Genomic DNA, 23,802 nt, shown 5'->3' with positions numbered 1-23,802 from the left:
ATGACTGAAACTATCCGAATTGGAGAGATTCCGATTACTGTGACCCTGAAAGAGGTTCGGAATGTTCACCTTTCTGTTCACCCACCCGATGGGCACGTCACCCTCGTGGCTCCAGCTTCCACCCGGCTCGATGTGGCCCGCGCCTATGCCATCAGCAAACTCGGCTGGATTCGGAAACAGCAACAGACCCTCGCCAGCCAGGCCAGAGAAACACCCCGACAGTTTATTGGTCGCGAAAGTCATTACCTTTGGGGTCGCCGCTATTTGCTAACGGTGGTTTATCAAGAAACCAAACCTAGTGTCATTCTTGACCACAAACGGATTACCCTCACCGTCCGTCCGGGCAGCAATACTGAAGCGCGGGCGAGAGTGTTTCACGCCTGGCATCGATCACTCCTACATGCGGTGATTCCCCCATTTATTCAAAAATGGGAAACAAAACTAGGAGTGAAAGTCTCGAACTATTATCTTCAGCGTATGAAGACCAAATGGGGCAGTTGCAACCCTTCCGCCAGACACATTCGGTTAAATACAGAACTGGTGAAGAAACCCAAAGATCTCCTCGAATACGTCATTGTTCATGAAATGGCACATCTCCGAGAACCGACGCACAGCGATTGCTTTGTCAGGCTGCTCGACCAGCATTATCCCAATTGGCGCGAAGCACGTGCTGAACTGAATGAACTACCCTTAGCAGCGGAAGGCTGGCCGCATCACGAATATTAATTCTGCCCTATTTTTCAAAGCCTTTAGAGTGGAAGGCTGGGAAACTGGGCCAAGTGGTCTTAATAAAAGTCAATAAAGCCCGTATATTCAGAGCGTTTGATCGCCAAAAAAGATCGGTTTTAGCGTGCTGAACAACAGGAGAATGGGGATGGGCGAAGGACAACCGCAACAACTGGCGATCGCGGGGAGCGATACGGAAGTGGGCAAAACGGTCTTTGTGCTGGCATTGGCGGCCTATTGGCAACAGCATTGTCAGAAACAAGGGGCCTTGGGCCTGTTAAAGCCGGTGCAGTCTGGGGAGGGCGATCGGGAAATTTATGGGGAACTGTTTGCGGACTTGAACCAAAGCCCCGAATCCTTTAATCCCATTCGGCTTCAGGCTCCCTTGGCTCCCCCAATTGCGGCGGAACGTGAAGGCAAAACGATCGACCTGGCCTTGGCCTGGCAAGCTTTGCAAACCCTCCAGCGCGATCGCTCCTTCATTTTGATCGAAGGGGCCGGGGGCTTGGGGTCGCCGGTCACTTGGGAGTTGACCTTTGCGGATGTGGTGGCCGCTTGGCGGTTGCCGTTGGTGTTGGTAGTGCCGGTTAAGTTGGGGGCGATCGCCCAAACGGTGGCGAATGTGGCCCTGGCTCGCCAATACCAAATTCCGCTGCGGGGCATTGTGCTGAATGAAGTGACAGCCGTGAGCGTGGCCGATCGAGAAGCTTTGGCCCCCATCGGTCTGATTGAAAGCCTGACCCATGTGCCCGTGCTGGGCTATTTACCCCACGTGGACAATTGGCGCGATCGCGCGGCCCTGGCTGCTGCGGCGGCGCACCTGAACCTGGAGCCATTAGGCATCAGTCCCTACTGAAGTGGCTGATCAATCAGGCAGAAGTGGCGGCGCTGGCGATGTCTCGGGTGATGGGCAATTTAATTTCAAAGGTTGTGCCGTGGTGGGGAATCGATCGACAGTCGATCGAGCCGTAGTGGCGCTCCACAATAATTTGATAGGCGATCGCCATGCCCAATCCGGTGCCTTTGCCAACGGGCTTGGTGGTATAGAACGGGTCAAATAATTTGGCACGAGTCGCATCATTCATGCCAATGCCATTGTCAGTAATTTCGATTTTGACCCAAGACAAATTGAGGGTTTGGGTTGTGATGGTAATGGTGGGCAATTCTTGGGCCGGCGGCGCTGCTTGCCACCGTTCCTCGATCGCATCAATGGCATTGACCAGCAGGTTAATTAAAACCTGATCAATTTGTCCAATGGTGCAATCAACGGCAGGTAAAGAGCCGCTTTGGCGAATGATATTGAGATCGGGTTTTAGCTCCTGAATTCGATGACTCAAGATCATCAACACCCGATCGATGGACTCGTGAAGGCTGGCCGGTTCCTTGGCTTCGGTGGTGACGTGGGAATAGATTCGGAGGGATTTTACAATTTCCCGAATGCGATTGGTTCCCACGCGCATGGAGGTGAGCAGCTTGGGAAAATCATCGGCAATGTAATCTAAATCAAGGGTCTCGGGATGGGAGATCGGGACGAAATGAGGAGTTTTGGCATATTGCTGGTTGTGGCGATCGATGGTGTCTTGGTAAGCAATCACGGCTTCTAAAAGTTCCGTGGCATATTCTGAAGCGTGATGCAAATTACCATGTACGAAGCTCACGGGATTGTTGATTTCGTGGGCGATTCCGGCCACCAATTGCCCTAAGCTTGATAATTTTTCGCTTTGAATCAGGTGTGTTTGGGCTTCCTGAAGTTCCTGAAGGGCCGTTTCTAAATCTTCAGTGCGATCTTGCAGGGCCAAGCGAGATTCCTGAAGCTGTTGGTTGCTGTAAATCACTTGGTTAAGGAGTGATTCTTGCACCACGACTCGCCGAATATTGTTGAAAAGATAGGCGGCAATGCTGGCGGTGAGGCTTAGTCCCACGAGAAAGGCTGCGATGCTATTGGGAAATAGAAAGGGCGAAAAAATTTGATGGGGCAACACGAGCAGGGACATTTCCCGATCGCCCACGTTAATGGATTGGGTGCAAATGTCCCAAGGGCCTTTCCAAGGACAACGCAAGGCCTGCTGGGCCCCAACAGTCCAAGGGGCTGTACTGGCAGTCGGCAGGATGCGATCGAAGCTACTGGGGTTGGCTAACTGGGATTGCAAATAATCCACCGGGCGATCGAACAGGAAAATATCCAAATCCAACACGCCCGTCTGTCCACGGGTTAGGTGGAGCGATCGGGTAATTTCCGTTTGGGTCACAAACCAGCCCTGGTCGGTTCCCTGCACCGTCAGCAGCCGAGGATCTGGATTGGACACAATCATCGTTAGGGGCCGCTGAAAGGACTGGGCCCGCTTCAGCCAACTGTTGAGGGCTGGGGGGATTGTTGTTCGCTGACCGGATTGCCGACCGCTAAGGGACTGGATACCTTGCCCCAGTTGAAATTGAACATAGGGCCCCGTTTGGGGATCGGCCTGAATCCAGGCCGTATCGGCCGTGTTGGCCACGTCGGACAGGAGGTTTTGGCTGATGGATTGAAATTCGGCGGCCGAGGCGGGGCGACGGCGATCGAACATCAAGGCCCCGGCGCGGGTGGTGCGGGTAATTTGTTCTAAATCATCACGAAGATTGTTACCCAATTGTTGGGTTTGCTGTTGCAGTTGGGCGCGGGCTTGGGCTAAGTCCCGATCGGCCGCCCAGTTGGCCGCCCAGGCCGACAGTCCCACTCCCACCAACAAGGCAATGGCAACGGGCCCATAACGACGATAGGGAACAGGCGTTAGCGATGGGGCGGGGGGTGGGGGTGGCGCAGATCCCGGCCGATCGGTTCGACGAGCAGCGACAGGCATGATTAAGCAAGAGGGTGTCAAGGGAGTGGTGTTGAGGTGGGTGTTGAGGTGGGTATTTTGAAACGGGAGATGGGCTGGAGTAACGGTCAACCATTCGGTGGCTGGTGTGGGCCCATGGCTCCAGCGATCGATTGGCTCCGAGGTGGAAGGAGCGGGGGTTGGACGGAGGTGGAACAGCCTCCAGAAACACTCTGGCCAGCGCGTGGCACTTGACGGTAACTTCTTCACGATCAAAAACTTGCTGATTGGATCCATCCCGATAGGGGATGATCGCGGGTGGGGGGTAGTGGGGCCAACGGTCAAAAATTGGCGATGGGGCCATGGTTTGGGGGCAACGAATCAGGTCACCGCCCCGAGAGCCAGTGAGTGACCCGCTGGCGGCTGTAGCGATTGACACCCTGACCTTCATCCTAATTGAGAATAAGTTTTAATAAATAATTGACTTGATTACAATTTTCAAATTTCAGATGCCGAATTCATAAGCACAGCGTAATTCTGTGCTGAGTTTTAATCGCGTTTAATGGCAAGAAGCGTGCTCCGCTGCCCGATCGCTTGCCAGGGCTGCCTCCTCTGGCTCAAGATGGGCCTAGTTTCGACTCTTCAACTGGTTTGATGGTTGGTGTGGATCAGCCTGGTTTTGGTTGATCAGCTTCTTGGATATTGCTCTCGTTATCAGCATTTGTGCCCCGCCCCTATGGCTGCCGGATTGGTTCACGATCGAATCACGATGAACACGGCCGGGATTTGGTTCTTGGCGGCATTGGGGGTGACGGCGGATCTGGGGCTGGCCGCTGCGAGTGCGATCGGCTGTGTGGTGGGCGGCTACTGGCTCAGCCCAGATCTCGATATTCGATCGCACCCATTCCAGCGCTGGGGCCCCCTACGCATCATTTGGATTCCTTACCAAAAACTGATTCGCCACCGCTCCACCTGGTCTCACGGGCCGCTGATTGGCACGACCTTGCGGGTGTTGTATTTGGCGATCGCCCTGGGGATGGGATGGTTGCTGATGTTGGGATTGGCGGCGATCGGGTTTTCCCTGTGGGGCGGGGCTGATCGCTATGCCAACTTTGAGGCGGCCACCTTGGCCCAAACCCGGGCGATCGGCCAATGGCTGTGGGTTGATCAATTCCCGTTTTTGGTGGCGGGGTTTGTGGGGCTGGAGGTGGGGGCCCTGTCGCATATCGTGACGGATCATCTCAGCTCTTGGCAAAAGCGACGCGCCCGCCGGGCCAAGCGATCGACCAGCCAAGCCCGAGGTCGATCGCCCGGTGCTCGAACCTCATCCCGCAAACCGGCCCGCAACCGTCGATCGCGCAGTGGTCAAGCCCGCAACCCTCAACCTAAGCAGACTAAACGCACAAAAAACCGGTCAAACTCATAGCCAGCGGCGACGCAAGAAATCCAACTCATAGCCAGCGGCGACGCAAGAAATCCAACGCGGTGCAGGCGCTGACGTGGCGGATCCATTCCCGATCGCGCTGGAGCCCGAGGCGCATTTCATGGGTGGTGACCCCATCGGGGCCAGCAATGCCCGCATAGACCAGACCCACCGGCTTGGCCTCGCTGCCACCGCCGGGCCCGGCCACCCCGGTGATGCTGATGGCCCAAGTGCTGCCGAGCCGATCGCGTGCCCCGATCGCCATTTCCTTTGCTGTTTCGTGGCTGACGGCTCCGAAGCGATCTAATGTTTCCGCCGAAACCCCCAACAGGGCTGTTTTGATCCGGTTGTCGTAGGCAATGATGCCACCGAGAAAATAGGCGGAACTGCCCGCCACCGCCGTCAGCAACTGTCCCAAACCGCCACCTGTGCAGGACTCCGCCACCGCCAGGGTTTCGCCTCGATCTTGGAGCGATCGGCCCACCACGATCGGCAACGTATCCTCATCCAATCCATAGCAATCGGGCCCCACCCGATCGCGAATTTGCGCCACCATCGGCTCAATTTTGGCCAGGGCTTCGGTTGCCGTTGCCCCACAGGCCGACACCCGCAACTTCACCGATCCTCGGTTGGCGTAGGGGGCCACCGTCGGATCCGGACTGGCTAAATAGTCCGCCACCCGTTCCGCCAGGGCCGATTCGGAAATGCCCCAAAACTTCAAGGTTTGCGAGACGATCGTTTGGCGCGACCACCCGTGATCTCGCAGGTAAGGCACGGCCACTTCCGCCCACATGGTGCGCATTTCGCTGGGCACACCGGGAAAGGTCATCAACAACAACTCCGGAACCGGTTGCCAAATCATGCCCGGAGCCGTGCCCACCCGGTTGGTCAAAATGGCTGCCCCAGCCGGCAACAGGGCCTGCTTGCGATTACTGGGAACCATGGTGCGGCCGCGCTGGGCAAATTTTTGTTCAATATCGGCAATGACGGCCGGATGTTCCACCAGGGGCGCATCAAAAAACTGGGCGATCGTTTCGGTGGTTAAGTCATCGGGCGTGGGGCCCAGGCCGCCCGTAAACAGCAAAATGCGCGATCGTTGGCAAGCGGTGGCGATCGCCCGTTGCAGTCGTTGGGGATTGTCGCCAACCACCGTTTGGTAATAGTGGGGAATGCCCAATGCCGCCAGTTGTTGTGCCAAAAACTGAGCATTACCATTGAGAATGTCGCCAAGCAACAGCTCAGTGCCGACACAAATAATTTCAGCGCTGGGGGTCATTGTGCCAAGCTCCGCACAGGATCAAACGGGAATCACCGAACCATTCAACCATCAAGGCGACACTGATCAAGCCCAACTGATCAGACCTAATTGATTAGACCCATCAGTCAATCATCATCATCTCGGATTTTGCCCTTAACGGATCGTGGGACAAGGGGTAGGACAAGGGATGGAACAACTGGTGAGACAAGGGGTAGGACAAGGGGTTTAGGGCCTGTCGTCGTTGAGCGCGAAACCCTAGATCTGCCGTTAGCGGATCGTGGGGGACAAGATGCTCAAGCCCCTTGTTGCGACGACTAGGGCATGGAAGATCAACTGTTTCAGCATCACCTCGAAATAATGACGACAGGCCCTAAACCCCTTGCCTGATCATGGGCCTGATCACGATTGAAGCAAGACGGTCAAATGCTTTGGCCCTCGGCGTTGCTCTCAAACTTTCGCCTTAATTGATTGCGAACGGATCGCGTGAAGGACTAATTCTCAGTCTAAGCTTGATTAGCCCTAAATCAATAGGGGCAAATCGGTTCCATTGTAGCGTTGAAATTTTCAGGCTCCAAGCCATTTCAAGCCGCTGTTTTCGCGATTTTTTCGCGGTTTCATCTTAAATGAGAAATTGAGGATCCCTCGATCGATCTTGACCAACTTGGCCAAAAGATGGGGCTACGATCGGCTGAGTTTGCTTGAGACTTGCGAGCACGAATCATTGCGATCATTGCGATTTTCTCGAAATAATTACCCCTGCCTAAGGAGGAGAGCCATGGCGACATCGAAAGAATTCACGAGTTTTGATGCCATGATTCGGGAAGCTGAAAAACCCGTTCTTGTGGACTTTTATGCCACTTGGTGTGGCCCTTGCCAAATGTTGTCGCCAGTGTTGGAGGAGGTGAGTGTGCGGCTGCATGATCACCTGCAAGTGGTGAAGATTGATGCCGATCGCTACCCGGATTTGGCAACTCAACACCAGGTGACAGCCCTGCCGACGCTGATTTTGTTTAAGGACGGCCAGGCGATCGATCGAATCGAAGGGTTTATGAAGGCGGAGCATCTCATCGCCCACCTAGAGCGCAAATTGAGTTAAAGGGGACAATATCCAACGAACCAATAACGGTTTGTTGCGGGATGGGCTGCGATCGATGGATCTTGTGTTGTGCCACATGACGGTGGATTTTGATGCCCTAGGCGCGGCGGTGGGCTGGGCCTGCCTGCATCCGGGGGCCAAAATTGTGCTGGCGGGCGGGGCGCATCCGGGAGTGCAGGCGTTTTTGGCGCTCCACCGCGATGAGTATCCCTTGATTGAGCGGCGATCGGTGGATCCAAAACGGATTCGATCGCTCGTGGTGGTGGATACGCAACAGCGCGATCGCCTGGGGAAGTTGGCGGAATGGCTGGACTTGCCGCAGTTGGACTCGATCGCCCTCTATGACCATCACTTGGGGTCTGTGGGGGACATTCCCGCCACCCGACAACAAATCGAAGCGGTGGGGGCCACCACCACCCTGATGGTGGAGCAATTGCAACGGGCGGGCGATTTGCAGCGGCCCCTCACACCGGCCGAGGCAACGGTGATGGCCTTGGGGATCCATGTGGATTCTGGATCCTTGACCTATGAAACCGCCACGGCGCGGGATGCGGCGGCCCTGGCTTGGTTAATGGCCCAAGGGGCCAGCGTCAGTGCCATTGCCACCTATTTGGATCCGAGTTTGTCGCCCCTGTTGCAGCGGCTGTTGGCGGAGGCGATCGACCAGGTGCATGGCCACCCGGAACAGACCCAAGTGGTGGCCGGGGCCCGCTTAACCTGGGTGTTGCTGACGGCGGATCATTACGTACCGGGTCTTTCGACGGTGGCTTCGCGGTTGGTGGACACGATCGGGGCGGATAGTTTGTTGCTGGGAATGCTCTATGGCACGCGGGAGGGGCCTCGCGGTTGGCGGCTATCGTTGGTGGGGCGATCGCGGTTGGTGGGCCCGGACTGGGGAGCGTTGTTGGCTCCTTGGGGAGGTGGCCATGCCCAGGCGGCGGCGGGCACGGTGCATTGGGATTCAGAGCCAGCAGCACCGATCGAACCGGCGGCAATGTTGCTGAAATCCCTGATGGCGGCCTTTGCGGCGCAGTTACCCCATCCCCCGATCGCGCGGGATTTGATGTCGTCACCCGTGCGGACGATTTTGCCGGAAACCTCGATCGACGAAGCCCAGCGAATTTTGTTGCGCTATGGCCATTCTGGCCTGTCCGTGGTTGATCGAGGTGGGCAGTTGGTGGGGATTGTGTCCCGGCGAGATTTGGATATTGCACTCCACCACGGGTTTCACCATGCCCCCGTCAAGGGCTACATGACCACCCAGCTCAAAACCATCACCCCGGAAACAACCCTAGCGGCCATCGAAGCCCTGATGGTGACCTACGACATTGGCCGGCTCCCGGTGCTCGATCGGGGACAACTGGTGGGGATTGTGACCCGTACCGATGTGTTGCGCCGATTCCATCGTGATCGACAGCAACAGCCCACCCCTGCCCTCCCAGACCCGATCGCCGCGATCGGGAATTTTTGCCCCCTGCTGTCGCGGCTCACTCCGCCCTTGCGACAACTGCTCGATCGGGCGGCGGCTTTGGCCCAGACCAGGGGCTGGCAACTGTACCTGGTGGGGGGTGGGGTGCGCGATTTGCTCCTGAGTGACGCGGCCCAGGCGCTGTACCTGTCGGATTTGGACTTGGTGGTGGATGGTTGCCATCAACCTCGGGCGAATCCTCCAGAGGCCTCAGAAGCCATCGCGCCAGACACCGGAGCCGCTGTGAGTTTGGCCCAAGCCCTGGCCCAGGACTATCCCGGGGTGCGTTTACAAGTCCATGGGCAATTTCAAACGGCTGCCCTGTTGTGGCATCGAGATCCGCTATTCGATTCCCTGTGGGTGGACATTGCCACGGCGCGCACGGAGTTTTATCCCTATCCAGCGGCCAATCCGGAGGTGGAAGCCAGTTCCATTCAACAGGATTTGTATCGGCGCGATTTTACGGTGAATGCGTTGGCGGTGCGGCTGACGGAACCCAATCCCGGTGAGGTGCTGGACTTTTTTGGGGGCATGGTGGATTTGGGCGATCGACTGGTGCGGGTGCTCCATGCCAACAGTTTTATTGAGGACCCCACGCGGATCTATCGAGCGGTGCGGTTTGCGGTCAAGTTGGAATTCACGATCGAAACCCAAACGGAGCGCTACATCCGCTATGCCATGGCCCAACTGTCGCCCTTGGGAGGGCAGCGCCGCCAACCCGCCTTGGAAACCCGTTTGAAGGCCGAGCTGAAATACATTTTGCAGACGGATTTTTGGTTGCCGGCCCTGGATTTGCTCGATCGCCTGGAGGCCCTGCGTTGCATCCACCCCACGTTGAAACTGACCCGATCGCTGCGGCAGGCGGTGCGCTGGGTGGCCTGGGTTTGGGCAGCGGGGGTGTTGGCTTGGGGGGACGATCGGGCGGTGGCCGGTCTCCATCGTTGGGAACTGTTGCTGGAAACCTTGCTGGCCAGCTTGGCCCCGGGCGATCGCGCCGAGGTGGCACGCCGCCTACAGCTCACCGAAGCCAGCATTCAACGGCTGGAACAACTGGCGATCGCGGAAACCACCTTGCCCGCAGAATTGGCCCGATGCGATCGCCCCAGCGACCAAGTGCGGGTCTTGGAATCCTGGAGCCGACCGCTGCTGTTGTTGGTCAGCCTCCACAGCGATCGGGTGACAAGGCGACAAATTTGGCACTATCTCACCCGCTTGAGCCAAGTGACCAGCCCTTTGAATGGCAAAGATCTACAACAGTTGGGCTATGCACCGGGTAAGCAATTTCGAGAAATTTTGGGTCAGTTGCGAGGGGCTTGTTTGGATCGGCTGGTGGGCGATCGCACCGAAGCGATCACTTGGGTGAAAACCCACTATCCGCCACAAAGTCCGGTGGGCTGAGGCTTCGGGGGCGATCGCAACCCAGGGCCAGGGTCGCAATTATTGCGAATCTTTACGAAAGAAAAACTCTTGACTTATTCTTAAGAGTTGAAGCGGCATCCACCCCTCTCCGATGCCCCGAGGTTTGCTTTGAACCCTTCTTCTCCCCAACCGCAACGAAGCCGCTGGATTGCTCCCTTGTTTTTGGTTACCGCTGCCTGCGCTTCCATGCTTGGCGCGGGAGCGGTGGCCGTTGTGCGATCTGGCGAAATGAACCTCTTCGGCATTCGGTTCGAGTCCCCCCCCATCCTGAACTGGTTGGCGGGAGAAGAGCAGTCTTTCCCACCGCGTGAAGGTTGGCCGGTGTCCAAAACCGCTGAACAGGAGTTGGATCCAGCCGATCCCAGCATTCCCGATCTCGTGCTTCAGCAAATTCGCAGCCATCCTCACCGGGATAGCTCGTCGGTGATTCGCAGCCAACGCATTGCCCCGATCGAGCGGCCCGTGCGCAACAGCCCTCAGCCAGCGGAGTCCACCACCGATCGCGTGCCCCTGGCTAGTCCCAGTCCCTTGGGTAATCCTGACGACAACGCGCCACCGACTGACAGCACACCGCTGGTGGATCCCTCCGGTAGCAATTCGGGAACGGCCAACCCAGCGATCGAGCGCCCCGATCGATCTAACTCGGGCGATCGCGGTTCAACGGTCGATCGATCTCCGTCCGGTATCAGCGCCCCAGAGCCGGCCGCCAACTCAGCTCCCTCGGAAACCCGCTCCGCGCCCGATCGCCCCGCTAACCCCGAGCCACGTCCCGTCACAGAGCGCCGCCCGACCACGGAGCGCCGCCCTGCCCCCGAACCAGCCGCCGTTGAGCGTCGCCCCAGCGGCGGCAGTTCCAGTGCTCCAGCCAGCGGCGGGTCATCCGGTGCTAGCAACGGGGGTAGTGCTGGCAGTGGTTCCGCCCCGGACAGCAGCAGCACACCCTAAGGGCATACCCTGGCCCCCAGTTCTGCGCCCTTGATCCTGATCCCTGATCTTGATCCCTGACTAAGCCGCAGGTGCGAATCCCCAGCCAGCCCTAAACTGCTCATGCCAAACCTGCCAGCCCAAAACCACCACGCTATAATTCAGAGCGGTCGCGGTAACCCGCTCCGGCCCTGCCTAAAAGCGATTATGCGCGCACCCTAGCTCTCAACTAGCGCTTGACCTTCCGATTCCCGATCGCCTTCCAAGTACTTTCACCCGCGAGTTTCATGAGTAACCCGCTTGTCCATGCCTTCTTTGTTGGTCGCGCGATCGCTGAAGTGGTAAACGAACAAATCGAGCGAACTGCCACCGATTGGTTGAGCGAGCTTGGGAAATTCGATGCCGAACAGCGGGAAAACCTACGCCAACTCGTCGAAGAAGCCCTGGCCAGGGCCCAACAGGCCGAAGCCGCCGCCACCAACGGCCGCGCCACCAGTAGCGCTCCCGGTGGCGACGATGTGCAAGCTGAACTCGATGATCTGCGAGCCGAGATTGCTCGCCTCCGGTCAGAGATTAAGCAATACCGCAGCGAAGCCAACCCAAGCTAGAGTCGAGACGCACCGCACGGAGTCGAGGGTGAAAACGTACGACAGCAAAGCTTACCGATGGAACCGCGAGCGGTACTCCCGCCCCCGCCGCTTTATTGATATCTGGACTTTTGTCACCCTTTGGTTGCTGTGGCTTTGGATTGACACCAAGCCCTGGAGCTATCGCGGAGGCATGACGGAGGCCAAACAGAAAGCCCGCCGCCGCCAACAGGCCGTTTGGGTGCGCGATACGCTGCTCCAGTTGGGGCCGACTTTCATCAAAGTGGGTCAACTATTTTCGACGCGCGCTGACCTGTTCCCGGCGGAATATGTGGAGGAGCTGTCGAAGCTGCAAGACCGCGTACCGGCCTTTGGCTATGACCAGGTGGAAGCGATCATTCGCCAAGACTTGGGCAAGCCGGTGCAGGAACTGTTCCAAAGCTTTGACCCCATTCCCTTGGCGGCCGCCAGTTTGGGCCAGGTTCATAAGGCTCAGTTGCGATCGGGCGAAGAAGTGGTGGTGAAGGTGCAGCGCCCGGGCCTGAAAAAGCTGTTTCAAATTGATTTGGCCATTCTGAAGGGCATTGCTCGCTATTTCCAAAACCATCCCCGCTGGGGCCCCGGTCGGGATTGGTTGGGCATTTACGAAGAATGCTGCCGGATTTTATACGAGGAAATTGATTATCTAAACGAAGGACGCAATGCCGATCGCTTCCGGCGGAACTTTCGCCATGCGGATTGGGTGCGTGTACCCAAGGTTTTTTGGCGCTATTGCTCACCTCGGACGATTGTTTTGGAATATGTCCCCGGCATCAAAATCAGTCACTATGAGGCGATTGAAGCGGCAGGACTTGATCGATCGACCCTGGCCGAGTTGGGAGCCAGGGCCTACCTGGAGCAAATCCTAGAAGGGGGCTTTTTCCACGCGGATCCCCACCCGGGCAACTTGGCGGTGAGTCCAGATGGGGCGCTGATTTTCTATGACTTCGGGATGATGGGGCAGATTAATGCCAATGTGCGCACGGGGTTGATGGAAACCTTCTTTGGCATTGCCCAAAAGAATGGTGAGCGGGTGATGAACTCCCTGATTTCGCTGGGGGCGCTGCAACCGACCGGAGACACGGGGCCCGTCCGCCGATCGATCCAGTACATGCTGGACAACTTCATGGACAAACCCTTTGAAACCCAGTCCGTGACCGCCATCAGCGATGATCTGTATGAAATCGCCTACGGCCAGCCTTTTCGGTTCCCGGCGACATTTACCTTCGTGATGCGGGCATTTTCAACCTTAGAAGGGGTAGGCAAGGGCCTAGATCCTGAGTTTAATTTTATGGAGGTCGCTAAACCCTACGCGATGCAACTGATGAATGGAAATCAACCGGAGGCTGCCGGAGACTTGCTGGGCGAGTTAGGTCGCCAGGCAGCGCAAATGAGTTCAACGGCTTTGGGTTTGCCGCGTCGCATTGATGACACGATCGAAAAGCTCGATCGGGGTGATCTGCGCTTGCGAGTGCGGGCCACGGAAACCGATCGCGTACTGCGTCGTCTGAGCAACGCCCAAGTGGCCACCAACTACTCAATCCTGACTGGTAGCTTTGCCCTCTGTAGTGCCATCTTGGTGGGCACAGGATACGGATGGTTTGCAGTGATTCCCGGTGGTATCGGCCTCCTCCCCGCGATCGCCCTCTTGCGCTTGCTGCGGCGGATGGATCGCTATGAGAAGATGTTCTAAAGTCCTGGGAATTTAAGGGGTGATACCCCTCATTTTCCGACGCACCCCATGACAAACCAAGCTCGATAGACCGCGATCGCTGCCACCCGCGCTCAGCGTTCGGTTGGCTGCCAATCCTGATTGCCCCTGTTCTACCCCCGTCCCGTTCGCCCATGAAGTTTCGAGCCTCGGGATTGACCGATCGCGGAATGCTGCGAAGTGTCAATCAAGATAATTTGTTTGTCGATCCTGAAGGTCGGTTATTCATCGTTGCGGATGGAATGGGCGGCCACGCGGGCGGACAGGAAGCTAGCCGCATTGCGATCGAAGTGGTTAGCCAAGTGATCCTGCAAGCTTGGGATTCAGAGGCTTCCTCACCGGCCCTGTTGGAAGTGGCGATCGAGAAAGCCAACGATGCCATTTTGGATGACCAAGTTCGCCATCCGGAACGGGCCGAAATGGGCACGACGATCGTGGCGATTATGCATCGCGATGATCAGTGGTGGCAGGTGCATGTGGGTGACTCGCGCCTCTATCGATCGCGGGAGCAACACCTGCTGCAACTGACTAAAGATCACACCTGGGTGGCCCGGGCCGTTGAAAGCGGCGACCTGAGCCAAGAACAGGCCCGATCGCACCCCTGGCGACATGTGTTGATGCAATGCCTGGGGCGGCGAGAGCTGGAGCTAGTGGAAATTTATCCCCTTGAGTTTCGATTGGGGGATCAACTGCTGCTCTGTAGTGACGGTCTCACGGAGGAATTATCCGACTCCGAAATCTTGCACCATCTTTGCCAAATGCCTTTGGCCCACCAGCTCGATCAGTTGGTGGAGCGTTTGGTGCAGTCCGCCAAAGATCGCGGCGGTCGCGACAACATCACCGTTGTGCTTGTGACCAGCGAAAGCACTGAAGAAGACGAAGAAGAGGAGTTTATTCCCCTTGGCCCCGTGGACGATGAACCGTCCGAGGGCATGATTGATGAAACCCTGCCTTTCCCAACGGATGATGATTTTCCACCGGAGCTTGCGCCCCTAAGTGAATCGCCCTGAGTTGCTGACCTTCGGCTCATGAACCTGAGTGAATTGCTCTCAAGTGAATTGCTCTCCAGTAAATTGCTCTCAAGTGAATTTCTCTCAAGTAAATTGCTCTCAATAGATGACCGTCAGATTGATTAGCCTGGGTGAATGATCCTGAGTTGATTCTGAGTCGATCGTTATTGATCGTTATTGATCGTTACTGGTCACTGTTGTGTGAATCACCCTCGGTTTGCAGCCTAGCGATCGGGTGTCTTCAAGTAAGGATTGGTGGCGATGAGTCGCTGACCTGGGATTGAGACCGTTTAGTTTCTCTTTAGTTTCCCTTGGCATGTTGAGGGCGATCGGGTCACAATCCTTCGATTAATTGAAGCTTGGTTTCTGATCCCTAGGTTTGATAATCTCCTAGAAGCTGCCTGCACAGTGCAAACCAAATCTAGGTTGGTATTTCATAGCTCAAATCTCCGATTCGAGATTAATGCTTGAAACCCTTGATCTTGGTAACTGTGAGTGATTCATGAAAAGCAGAATCTTGTACATAGAGATTGAACTTGGGAGTTTTCAGTGATGTTAAAAATTCCTGTGCAAATGACGCAAGCCGACAGAACTCAGCCTAAAAATCTTGATGCTTACCCTGATCGAGTCAGCGCGATCGAGTTGAGCAACCATTTAATTCGTCATCCTTGGCGGCGATGGGTTGTGATGCCGCTGCTGGTGTTTGGGTTGGGGCTAATCTTTCTAGCTGGTTGGTGTGGATGGGCGGAACCAGCTTGGGCAGAAAATTACAACCGCTTCTCGTTGGTGGGTGCAGACTTTTCCAATCAGGATCTGCGAGATGATGATTTCACCAAAGCTAATCTGCGGGAAGCAAATTTTCATAACGCTAATCTTGAAGGAGTTCGCTTCTTTGCCGCAAACTTAGAATCAGCAAATTTGAGCGGTGCAAACTTACGAAATTCCACCCTTGATTCAGCCCGGTTAGTCAATGCAGATTTGACCAACGCGGTGTTAGAAGGAGCCTTCGCCGCCAGCATTAATATTCCCGGTGTCAAAATTACGGGAGCGGACTTTACCGATGTGTTGTTGCGATCGGACACCCTAGACAAGCTTTGTGCGGTGGCGGATGGGGTGAACCCGGTGACGGGCCGGGCCACGCGCGACACGTTGCTTTGTCCCTAAGGTATTTCTCTTGAGTGTTTCCCAAGGGTGCTTTCCAGGAACCTCCAGGGTCATCCATTTTGGTGTCTTTTCGGTGCTGAGTTATGTCTATCGATAATGCCGATCGCTTCTTAATTGCTGCTGCCCAGAGCGAACAGATCCGACAATATTTCAAGTCTGTGAAAACGCCCCAAGAATTTGCCGATGTGGCCTGTCGGTTGGGCTATGAATTTAGTCCTGAGGATTTGAAAATGGCCGTTGCAGAACATAGCCAAAATGTGACCCAGCGAAGACATACGGGCGTGTGGGAATGGTTGCGCACTGTGCCCTGGATTGAACGCTAGCGATCGACCTAAGTTGCAGCCCAAATTCAGCGAACTGAACATGCCGATTCAGCCAGCAAATCCAGCAAACTAGTTCAGTAAATCAGCCCAAGCATCCGTAGTTGAGAGAATCGATGGACTTTCTGAATCCGCGCTTGGCGGGGCGACGGGTAGGGGTTTTGTTGCATGAGGGACTGCGAGGTCCACGGGGCAAAACGGGTCTCGCCTTCTTGCGCTATAGCGCGGCGGAGGTGGTGGCGGTGATCGATCGCGATGCGGCCGGTGCTAGCCTGGTTGCCCTAACGGGGATCGATCGCCCGGTTCCCGTGGTGGCCAGTGCGCAGGAGGCGATCGCCCTGGGGGTCGATACCTTGCTGATTGGGATTGCGCCTTCGGGGGGAATTTTGCCGGCGGAGTGGGAAACGGAACTGAAGGAGGCGCTGCGGGTGGGGGTTTCCCTGGTGAATGGCCTGCATCGCCCCCTCAGTCAAGCGCCCGATTGGGTGGCTTGCCAACAGCCGGGGCAGTGGATTTGGGATGTGCGGGTGGAACCAACGGGCCTGACGATCGGGTCGGGGTTGGCGCGGTTGCTGCCGGGGGGGCGGGTGTTGGCCGTGGGCACAGATATGGCGATCGGGAAGATGTCCACCACTCTGGAACTCTGCCGAGCGGCCCACCGCCAGGGCCGACAAGCGCATTTTGTGGGTACGGGCCAGGCGGGGCTGATGATTGCCGGACAAGGGGTGGCCCTGGATGCGGTGCGGGTGGATTTTGCGGCGGGGGCAGTGGAGCGGGCCCTGCTCCAAGTTGCCCAGGATGTGGGGCCAGAGGGATTAGGAGATCAGGATTTGTTGGCGATCGAGGGCCAAGGATCGTTGCTGCATCCAGGATCCACAGCCACCTTGCCGTTGCTGCGGGGATCGCAGCCCACCCATTTGATTTTGGTGCATCGGGCTGGTCAAATTCATTTGCGAGATTTGCCCCATTGCCCGATTCCGCCATTGCCGGACGTGGTGGCCCTTTACGAAGCAGTGGCACGAGCGGCCGGAACCTATGCAGCAGCGCCCGTGGCAGCGATCGCCCTGAACACGGCTCACCTGTCAGACACGGAAGCAAGGGCCGAGTGCGATCGGGTGGCGGCCTTGACCGATCGCCCCTGCACGGATCCGGTGCGTTACGGGGCAGAATTATTGCTGACTTCGATCGGCGTTGGTTCGTTTGATCAACAAACTCAATTCGCTGGGTAATTGGGTGTCGATTGATATTGATTAATCAGTGCTAATAATTGGTGCTAATCAGCGCCAATTATCAGTGCTAATCAGGGTCTATGGGGATGAAATTGTGGAGGATGACTGATCTCGATCGAGCGATCGCGATCGTTGAGGTTTGCAAGGGTTTCCCCAAGCGATCGAGCGAGCGGGAATATTCATCAGTACCGTGCTTCTTGCGCCGATGATGCTGTTTGCACCAATGCTCACGCCGGGAGCCACAAAACAATCCGTCGCAACCCAAGTGCCATTACCAATCACCACCGGTTCTACTAACAACCCAAAGGCTCGATCGCGAATATCATGACTGCCGGTACAAAGATAACTGCCTTGGGAAATGACGCAGTGGGAACCCACTTCAATGCGATCAAGACTGTAAAACGTGACATGATCTCCAACCCAAGACCAATCACCAATTTGCACTTTCCAAGGATAGGTAAATCGAGCGCTCGATCGAATCACCACTCGCTTACCAATCTTTGCCCCAAAACAGCGCAATAACCAACAGCGAAACCCATTGGCCGGGTGGGGAGAGAGGGGAAACAAAGTGCCTTGAATGAACCACCACAACAAAATAAACCAGCCGGGCCGCCCCCGATCGAACCAGGATTGATCATAGCGACTGAGATCAAACCAAGCTGGCTCATCGGTCACCACAGGGTTCACCCGATCGTGGTGGGTATAGGATTGGGTTACTCGCTCAAAATCATGGGGCACAGTCATAGGCGACGCTTTAGGAATGGATTGACGACGAAGCCGATCGGGGACTGGATTTGGGTTGTTGCTGTTGGTTCAACTGCCCGCCCGACTTGCGCAATTCGTAGAGCTTAACCCCAATTTGAAACTCATACTGACTCAGCAACCGACCATACACATAACCGGGATAACCATCCAAAAATCCCAGCCGAATAATATAAAACAGCACAAACCGAATGAAGGGTTTCATGGGCAACCGCACCCACAGCCGCTTCAGGGCCCGCTTCCGTTCCACAGCATTTCCAAACAGATTGCCCTTCAAGGTTCCGTCTTTGCCGCGCCCTTCTAATAGATTTAAATAGACTTGGGCTTCCCAATTGGAATAGCGATTGTGGCGCGCTAGCCATTGATAGATATCCCGGAAGTCAATATGCAACATGTCTTCCTTGAGATAGCCCACTTGGCCCTGGCTTGGGTTGATCAGAACATGCTCATGAACCTCGTTGTCTCCCGTATTGCGAATTTCTTCGGTTCCCAGGTTTTCGTAGCGACCCGATTGATGCTTAAACAAGCGCAGATTCCAATCGGGATATTTACCCCCATAGCGAATCCATTTCCCTAGGAAAAAGACGCGGCGGTTGAGATAGTAGCCTGCGAAACCGGGACGGGCGATCGCCTCAGCAATTTCATCCCACAGCTCCGGGGTAATTCGCTCATCACAATCCACAATCAAAACCCATTCATTCCGAAAGGGCAGATTTTCCAGCGACCAATTTTTCTTTTTGGGCCAACGGCCGTTGAACTGAAATTGCACGACGGTTGCGCCGTAGCTTTCGCAAATTTCAACGCTGCGATCGTCGCTGTGGGAATCCACCACAAAAATTTCGTCGGCCCGAGCCACGCTTTCGAGACAGGCGGGCAGGTTGGCCTCTTCATTTTTGGCCGGAATGAGCACGGAAACGGGAACCGTGTTGCTGGTGATTTGTTGCGGATGAATGGTCATGCTGAAGGGGGGTGAGACAGCAGCGGATGGCAGAAACAGGGGCAATTTAGCGAAAAACGAAGCCGAATCGAGCGAATTCTAGGGGTAATTGGGAACGGGGACATCGACGATGATCACGAGGGCCAAGCCTATAATGCCCGACGACCCATGAGGGCGCGGAGGATGGCCCACAGGTAGCCCAACTGACCATAGGCATAGACCAGGTTGTCAAAACGAATGGCAGGATCCCGCCAGTGGCGGAGGGCTTTCCAAAGGCCCCGCAGGAACCGATCGCCCGCCAAGCCAAACTGGCGCAAGCCCGCCCGTCCAGCCAGTTGCTCGCGATAGCACTCACTGATGCCTTGCCACCAGGCGCGATTTAAAAACCATCGGGGATTCAATCGCTCTGGGGCAACGTTGTGGGCGGCATGGGCGGCGGGAATGTAGCCCACCTGCCAGTTCAGTTCGATCGCCCGCTCGGTCATCATTAGTTCTTCGTTCGACAGCAATTTTTTCCCCACGCGCCCTAGGCTGGGGTCAAAACCGCCCACCCGATCGAGAAAAGACCGGCGAATTGCATAATTCAAGCCGCGCGGTGTTTGTCCCGGATTGTGAATGATGACCGGTTGCTCGCCCAAGTCATAGGCTCCCAAGGGTTCAGTCATGCCATCGGAAAGCCAGCGCGGGCGCGATCGCCCCGGGGGCCACAGCAGGGTAACGCGCCCCCCAGCAATGGCCAGGCGATCGTTCTGGGCAAATGCCTCGTAGAGCATCCGTAACCATTGGGGGCTGGCTTCTGCGTCGTCGTCCAAATAGGCGAGCAAATGACTGCGGGCGGCTTTGGCTCCGGCATTGCGGGCCACAGACAAGCCTGTGATCGACTCATACACATAGCGCAAACGGGGGTGAATCAGGCGCGCTTCCACCACTTCCCGTGTGCGATCGGTGGAAGCATTGTCCACCACCACAATTTCGTAGGGGATGGTTGCCCCGCAATCTTGGCTCAGGAGGCTATCGATCGCCCCGCCCAGATATTCCGCTCGATTGTGGGTGCAAATGATCGCAGAAATTAGGGGTTCCCGCGCGTTGGTTTCTGGGCCTGGGAACTCCGAAGTTTGGGCGTTTGGAGTGGGTGAGTCTGGGGTTACTGAGTTTGGAGTTTGGCTGGCTGGAGTTGGGGTTTCTGAAGCTGGCGACTCAGTGGGGAGAGGTTCCGGGGATAAAGCGCCCATAACACAACATTGGGGAATCGAAAGATTGGGGAAATCGAGGGCTTGAAGATCGAAAAATTGGGCGAATCCAGGGGGCGAAAATCGAGAGATTGGGCGATTGAAATTGAGCGATTGAGGGATTGCGAGATTGAAAATTGGGCGATCGAAAATTGCGAGACCGAGGGTTCGAGGATTCCCTGAACCTAGGGTTTTCGAGGGCCGCGTTGTGGGCTGCGGTTCAGGAGCTGGTGCAGGCGATCGCGAAAGGCATCCACCCCAAACAGTCCAAGGGCCTCTTGCCGCAGCCATGCCCCATCACAACGGCGATCGCCCCTGGTCGTCAAGGCAGCAATGGCGGCGCGGGCCACAGCTTCCGAATCCCGGTGGGGCACACGCCACCCTAATCGACCATCCTGCAAGGGGTCGGCGGAACCGTCGTCATCACCGGAAATGACCGGTACGCCCGTGGCCATGGCTTCCAGGTAGGCAATGCCAAATCCCTCTTGGGAGGGCATGACGTAGAGGTCGGCGGCTCGATAGAAGTCCGGCAGGGCTTCCGTGGCCACAAACCCCGCAAACACAACCCGATCGCCCACTCCCATCTCACAGGCCAGGGCCTCCAAACGGGGGCGATCTTCGCCGCGACCAATCACCAGATATTTCACGTTGGGCACGGCTCGGGCAATCAGCGGCAGGGCCCGAATGGTCACATCCACTCCTTTATAGCGATCGCCCGGCCAGAGCCGCGCCACGGTCATCAGCACTTTGCAATCGGCCAAGCCATACTGCGCCAACAGTTCCGGCGGTTTGGGCCCTGGCCGAAACACCGTGCCATCCACCGGACAGGGCATCAGATCCACCCGATCGGGATTGAGCTGATTGGCCTGACTGGCGCGATCGCGGGAATAGCGACTAACAATCCAGAGGGCATCGGCCCGCTGCAAGGCCCGGCGGGCTGGGGGCGAGAGGGGATCCCAAACTTCCTTGCCGTGGGTCAGTACCGTGTAGGGAATGCGTCGCACCTGGCAAATCCAAGCGATCGCCTGAACAAGATTGATGTGGCCACAAAACACCTGGCGCGGTGGCGCAATCCACAGGCTCCAGGCCAGGCTGGCCAGCATTTGCAACCGCCCGATCGCCCGGGACTTGGCCCCACCAAAACAGTTAAATTCCAAGCGCCCTTCCCCGATCGGGGGTTTAGCCATGGGGCGATCGCGCAGAATCCAGACCCGGCCGCGACGGTTCGGTTCCGCCACACAGGCGTAGGCTGTCAACAAATTTTGGTTATAGGTTTGGATGCCGCCCTCGTTGTCGAACACCTCAAGAAAAACGAATGCATCCCACTGACTGCCCCGCGCCGATCGAGACCGTGGCTTAGCCGAAATGGGTTTTGATGGAACGTGCTGCATGACGAATCAACCACCCAGAATCCTACTCACGACTCGATCACTCAATTGCATCGCTAATTCAGAACGAAACAATGCATGGCCCCACAATGCACGCCTCACCTCATGGTGTGGCTTAAATCATGCATGACTGAGAATGCACGACTGAGAATGCACAGCTAAACGACGGAACTGGATGGGTAGCCCCGGTCACTGAACCTGTTAACGGTAGTCTGCATTTCCAATGTCTCCGATTCCGCTCGGGACTGCCACTGCTACTGGTGTTGTTTGTGGTTCTGTGGGCCTGTGCTAGGGAAACTGAATCGGGATTGCACCTGAATGAATCTGCCGATCTCAACTGTCCCCTATCAATTTACCCAGGGTTTTTCAGTCGGAATCCGGTTAATTTGCATACCTATACGCAGGCCCGTAACCGAAGGCTGGGCGGTTGCCCGGTTCTGAGGTGATGCTTGAACGGGCCTGCTCAAGATGATTTACAAGACGACTTAAATAATCAGAATCGAAATGTGGTGCGGATAGTTCCCACCACGATCGCCCCGCGATCGGCCTCATGCTCTGCTTGGGTGACCACAAAAACACCGGGTGTGATGGAAATTCGATCGCCCACCTTAAACCGATAGAAGGTTTCCAGGTGCATTCCCTGGCCCGAATCATCTTCCACATCGCCCGTGCCTTTCACCAAGCGCAGGGGCTGACCCACCAAAAAGGCCCAAAGATCGCCCTCGCGGCCAAAGGGATCTGACCAGGCCAAGGACACCGCATAGGTGTTGGACAGGGCCGTGGCTTCCCGATCGATGTAATTGGTCCAAACCCAGCCTCCCCAGGCCGCCAGGGTGAGGGCTTCCGATAACCGCCATTGCAATGTGCCGCTGAGACCGTGGATTTGGGCCGGGGAATCGAGCTTGCCGGACAGGTCGGCGTTGAGGCTGCCGGTGAAGGTGTTGAGATAGCCCCGATCGTCATAGGCATTGATGTAGGCGATGCCCGTCAGCAAAGTGGCCGCCGGTTTGGTCAGCAGTTGCACCCCCCAAGCGCTGCGATCGCTCCCAAAGATGCCCTGATCCGATCGGGCGCTGTTGCCCGCGCCATAGGCAAATTGCAGCCGCCCCCGCTCCCATAGCAGCCAATCTGCCCCCACGCCCCCATCCAGGGCCGCCAGCTTAAACAGGGGGCTGCCTTCGGCGAACCGAGAAATGGCCCCGCGGCCGGTGTCAAAAAAGGGCGAGTTGGCCGTGAGGACGCTGCTGAGGTCAAAGCCGACGGGCCGCAGGGTCAAAACCACCCGATCGCCCCAGGCCGCAAATCGATAATCCAACAGGTCTAACTGAATGTTGTTGTCCAAATCCGTTTGGAACGAGAGGCGGGCCATGTCCGTGCCCAAAGATTGGCGACTGGCATAGCCGTTGTTGCCCAGGTTGCCCGTGGCCAGTTGCAACCGCAGCCGATCCTTCCCCGTGAAGGAGGTGACGAATTGCAAGCGGGTCAAGTGGGCAAAGGTGGCGGGATTTTCGTTATCACCGGGCGGATTGTCACCCGCGGCCGCCGACAAACCGAAAATCGTTTCGCCCCCCATCAACAGGGTGGGGCTAAAGCGCTGACTTTCCAAGCGGGCGGTGGTGGCTTCCAGGCGGTTGACTCGTCCCGTGAGCTGTTCCAGTTCCGATCGAAATTCCGTTTGTAGGCGGCTCAGGGCGGCCAGGTCGTCCCGTTGAACTGCGGCATCGGTGGCGCGATCGAGCTGCGTTTGGATCGCCTCCAGGCAAGCGGCTAAACCGGCGGCAAACTCAAACCGGCCCAGGGGCCGATCGCCCCGAAACAGTCCGTCGGGATAGCCCGCCAAACAGCCATAGCGCTCCACCAGGGATTGCAGAGCCTGGAATGCCCAATCGGTGGGCTGCACATCGCTGAGGGCAGAAACGGAGGTGACCTGGGCTTGGGCGGGGATCGCGGTTTCGGGGTCGATCGGGTCAGTCCCCGCAGGTTCGACCATTTCCAAAGTTTGGGCCACAACTCCGCTGGTTCCTGCCAGCAGCCCCACCAGCGCTCCCAATAGGGATCCCAAAACCGATCGCACCATGGCCCTTGATCGGAACCCACCGGCCCACCGGCTCCCGTCCACCCGCCGCGATCGCCCTGAAGCGGTGATGGCCCCGATCGGGGGTTGATGCATTTTGGGCTGCGGAATGGCCGTTGCCGCCTTGGTTTCTGAATCGGTTTCTGAATCGGTTTCTAATGCTGCTGCCGTCATCCTGCCCAGACTCCCTTTGCACACCACAGGCAGATCGCCCTTGCTTCAATCCCTAACCAACCGCAGGGG

19 protein-coding genes are annotated in these 23,802 nt (G+C 56.8%); 12 read left to right on the top strand and 7 right to left on the bottom strand.

Annotated features, from left to right (window positions below; all coding sequences use genetic code 11):
* Both AC2IAX_RS05900 and bioD read left to right on the top strand, forming a co-directional pair.
* On the top strand, positions 1 to 726 hold the full coding sequence (locus tag AC2IAX_RS05900; protein ID WP_494390296.1) for a M48 family metallopeptidase: 726 nt from the start codon (positions 1 to 3) through the stop codon (positions 724 to 726).
* A gap of 148 nt (positions 727 to 874) precedes the next feature.
* A complete protein-coding gene (bioD, locus tag AC2IAX_RS05895; protein WP_494389748.1) occupies positions 875 to 1,582 on the top strand; it encodes a dethiobiotin synthase in 708 nt (235 codons plus the stop codon).
* Between the two features lie 13 nt (positions 1,583 to 1,595).
* On the opposite strand, the gene AC2IAX_RS05890 is transcribed toward bioD, so the two are convergent.
* Positions 1,596 to 3,563 carry a sensor histidine kinase gene (locus AC2IAX_RS05890; protein ID WP_494389747.1) on the bottom strand — a complete coding sequence of 656 codons (1,968 nt, stop codon included), beginning with the start codon at positions 3,561 to 3,563 and terminating at the stop codon, positions 1,596 to 1,598.
* A gap of 694 nt (positions 3,564 to 4,257) precedes the next feature.
* Between AC2IAX_RS05890 and AC2IAX_RS05885 the strand changes: the two genes are divergently transcribed.
* Positions 4,258 to 4,947, top strand: coding sequence for a metal-binding protein (locus AC2IAX_RS05885; RefSeq protein WP_494389746.1), 690 nt, complete (start codon positions 4,258 to 4,260; stop codon positions 4,945 to 4,947).
* A 25-nt stretch (positions 4,948 to 4,972) separates the two neighbouring features.
* Here the strand turns inward: AC2IAX_RS05885 and AC2IAX_RS05880 are convergent, their stop codons facing one another.
* Positions 4,973 to 6,220: a competence/damage-inducible protein A gene (locus AC2IAX_RS05880; RefSeq protein ID WP_494389745.1), complete on the bottom strand. Its 1,248-nt coding sequence runs from the start codon at positions 6,218 to 6,220 to the stop codon at positions 4,973 to 4,975.
* Positions 6,221 to 6,977: 757 nt separating this feature from the next.
* On the opposite strand from AC2IAX_RS05880, the gene trxA reads away from it, so the two are divergent.
* The 9 genes from trxA (at position 6,978) to AC2IAX_RS05835 (ending at position 17,169) form a co-directional block, all read left to right on the top strand.
* Positions 6,978 to 7,298 (top strand): thioredoxin, encoded by a 321-nt coding sequence (gene trxA, locus AC2IAX_RS05875; RefSeq protein ID WP_494389744.1) that lies wholly within the window; start codon positions 6,978 to 6,980, stop codon positions 7,296 to 7,298.
* A 55-nt stretch (positions 7,299 to 7,353) separates the two neighbouring features.
* Entirely contained in the window at positions 7,354 to 10,164 is a 2,811-nt protein-coding gene (locus AC2IAX_RS05870) for a CBS domain-containing protein (RefSeq protein WP_494389743.1), read from the top strand.
* A gap of 129 nt (positions 10,165 to 10,293) precedes the next feature.
* Positions 10,294 to 11,130: a hypothetical protein gene (locus AC2IAX_RS05865; RefSeq protein WP_494389742.1), complete on the top strand. Its 837-nt coding sequence runs from the start codon at positions 10,294 to 10,296 to the stop codon at positions 11,128 to 11,130.
* A gap of 266 nt (positions 11,131 to 11,396) precedes the next feature.
* Entirely contained in the window at positions 11,397 to 11,717 is a 321-nt protein-coding gene (locus AC2IAX_RS05860; protein WP_494389741.1) for a DUF6825 family protein, read from the top strand.
* Positions 11,644 to 13,428, top strand: coding sequence for an ABC1 kinase family protein (locus AC2IAX_RS05855; protein ID WP_494390295.1), 1,785 nt, complete (start codon positions 11,644 to 11,646; stop codon positions 13,426 to 13,428). Before AC2IAX_RS05860 ends, AC2IAX_RS05855 begins: the two co-directional genes overlap by 74 nt.
* A 152-nt stretch (positions 13,429 to 13,580) precedes the next feature.
* On the top strand, positions 13,581 to 14,456 hold the full coding sequence (locus AC2IAX_RS05850; RefSeq protein ID WP_494389740.1) for a PP2C family protein-serine/threonine phosphatase: 876 nt from the start codon (positions 13,581 to 13,583) through the stop codon (positions 14,454 to 14,456).
* A 687-nt stretch (positions 14,457 to 15,143) separates the two neighbouring features.
* Positions 15,144 to 15,620, top strand: a complete 477-nt coding sequence (locus AC2IAX_RS05845) for a pentapeptide repeat-containing protein (RefSeq protein ID WP_494390294.1) — start codon at positions 15,144 to 15,146, stop codon at positions 15,618 to 15,620.
* A gap of 83 nt (positions 15,621 to 15,703) precedes the next feature.
* Positions 15,704 to 15,943: a Nif11-like leader peptide family natural product precursor gene (locus AC2IAX_RS05840; protein WP_099532175.1), complete on the top strand. Its 240-nt coding sequence runs from the start codon at positions 15,704 to 15,706 to the stop codon at positions 15,941 to 15,943.
* 113 nt (positions 15,944 to 16,056) lie between these two features.
* Positions 16,057 to 17,169 carry an N-acetyltransferase DgcN family protein gene (locus AC2IAX_RS05835; RefSeq protein ID WP_494389739.1) on the top strand — a complete coding sequence of 371 codons (1,113 nt, stop codon included), beginning with the start codon at positions 16,057 to 16,059 and terminating at the stop codon, positions 17,167 to 17,169.
* 78 nt (positions 17,170 to 17,247) lie between these two features.
* Here the strand turns inward: AC2IAX_RS05835 and hpsU are convergent, their stop codons facing one another.
* The 5 genes from hpsU to AC2IAX_RS05810 all read right to left on the bottom strand — a co-directional run bounded on the left by hpsU (position 17,248) and on the right by AC2IAX_RS05810 (position 23,733).
* The gene (hpsU, locus tag AC2IAX_RS05830) at positions 17,248 to 17,913 is read right to left on the bottom strand and encodes a hormogonium polysaccharide biosynthesis acetyltransferase HpsU (RefSeq protein WP_494389738.1); all 666 of its coding nucleotides are present in this window, start codon (positions 17,911 to 17,913) and stop codon (positions 17,248 to 17,250) included.
* Positions 17,914 to 17,923: 10 nt separating this feature from the next.
* Complete coding sequence (locus tag AC2IAX_RS05825; protein ID WP_494389737.1) at positions 17,924 to 18,889, bottom strand: glycosyltransferase family 2 protein; 966 nt, start codon at positions 18,887 to 18,889, stop codon at positions 17,924 to 17,926.
* 128 nt (positions 18,890 to 19,017) lie between these two features.
* Positions 19,018 to 20,100, bottom strand: a complete 1,083-nt coding sequence (locus AC2IAX_RS05820; RefSeq protein WP_494389736.1) for a glycosyltransferase family 2 protein — start codon at positions 20,098 to 20,100, stop codon at positions 19,018 to 19,020.
* A gap of 182 nt (positions 20,101 to 20,282) precedes the next feature.
* On the bottom strand, positions 20,283 to 21,488 hold the full coding sequence (locus tag AC2IAX_RS05815; protein ID WP_494389735.1) for a glycosyltransferase: 1,206 nt from the start codon (positions 21,486 to 21,488) through the stop codon (positions 20,283 to 20,285).
* Between the two features lie 490 nt (positions 21,489 to 21,978).
* Positions 21,979 to 23,733 carry an iron uptake porin gene (locus AC2IAX_RS05810; protein ID WP_494389734.1) on the bottom strand — a complete coding sequence of 585 codons (1,755 nt, stop codon included), beginning with the start codon at positions 23,731 to 23,733 and terminating at the stop codon, positions 21,979 to 21,981.
* Between the last annotated feature and the right edge of the window lie 69 nt (positions 23,734 to 23,802).

Source organism: Limnothrix sp. HT2024, from assembly GCF_059138625.1.
Note: the sequence above shows the minus strand (reverse complement) of the source record. Positions and strands in the feature narration are given on the sequence as shown.

Excerpts from the sequence above, each read along its gene's own strand:
- AC2IAX_RS05900 (WP_494390296.1), top strand. The coding sequence starts at position 1 with ATGACTGAAACTATCCGAATTGGAGAGATTCCGATTACTGTGACCCTG.
- bioD (WP_494389748.1), top strand. The coding sequence starts at position 875 with ATGGGCGAAGGACAACCGCAACAACTGGCGATCGCGGGGAGCGATACG.
- AC2IAX_RS05890 (WP_494389747.1), bottom strand. The coding sequence starts at position 3,563 with ATGCCTGTCGCTGCTCGTCGAACCGATCGGCCGGGATCTGCGCCACCC.
- AC2IAX_RS05885 (WP_494389746.1), top strand. The coding sequence starts at position 4,258 with ATGGCTGCCGGATTGGTTCACGATCGAATCACGATGAACACGGCCGGG.
- AC2IAX_RS05880 (WP_494389745.1), bottom strand. The coding sequence starts at position 6,220 with ATGACCCCCAGCGCTGAAATTATTTGTGTCGGCACTGAGCTGTTGCTT.
- trxA (WP_494389744.1), top strand. The coding sequence starts at position 6,978 with ATGGCGACATCGAAAGAATTCACGAGTTTTGATGCCATGATTCGGGAA.
- AC2IAX_RS05870 (WP_494389743.1), top strand. The coding sequence starts at position 7,354 with ATGGATCTTGTGTTGTGCCACATGACGGTGGATTTTGATGCCCTAGGC.
- AC2IAX_RS05860 (WP_494389741.1), top strand. The coding sequence starts at position 11,397 with ATGAGTAACCCGCTTGTCCATGCCTTCTTTGTTGGTCGCGCGATCGCT.
- AC2IAX_RS05855 (WP_494390295.1), top strand. The coding sequence starts at position 11,644 with ATGATCTGCGAGCCGAGATTGCTCGCCTCCGGTCAGAGATTAAGCAAT.
- AC2IAX_RS05850 (WP_494389740.1), top strand. The coding sequence starts at position 13,581 with ATGAAGTTTCGAGCCTCGGGATTGACCGATCGCGGAATGCTGCGAAGT.
- AC2IAX_RS05845 (WP_494390294.1), top strand. The coding sequence starts at position 15,144 with ATGCCGCTGCTGGTGTTTGGGTTGGGGCTAATCTTTCTAGCTGGTTGG.
- AC2IAX_RS05840 (WP_099532175.1), top strand. The coding sequence starts at position 15,704 with ATGTCTATCGATAATGCCGATCGCTTCTTAATTGCTGCTGCCCAGAGC.
- AC2IAX_RS05835 (WP_494389739.1), top strand. The coding sequence starts at position 16,057 with ATGGACTTTCTGAATCCGCGCTTGGCGGGGCGACGGGTAGGGGTTTTG.
- hpsU (WP_494389738.1), bottom strand. The coding sequence starts at position 17,913 with ATGACTGTGCCCCATGATTTTGAGCGAGTAACCCAATCCTATACCCAC.
- AC2IAX_RS05825 (WP_494389737.1), bottom strand. The coding sequence starts at position 18,889 with ATGACCATTCATCCGCAACAAATCACCAGCAACACGGTTCCCGTTTCC.
- AC2IAX_RS05820 (WP_494389736.1), bottom strand. The coding sequence starts at position 20,100 with ATGGGCGCTTTATCCCCGGAACCTCTCCCCACTGAGTCGCCAGCTTCA.
- AC2IAX_RS05815 (WP_494389735.1), bottom strand. The coding sequence starts at position 21,488 with ATGCAGCACGTTCCATCAAAACCCATTTCGGCTAAGCCACGGTCTCGA.
- AC2IAX_RS05810 (WP_494389734.1), bottom strand. The coding sequence starts at position 23,733 with ATGACGGCAGCAGCATTAGAAACCGATTCAGAAACCGATTCAGAAACC.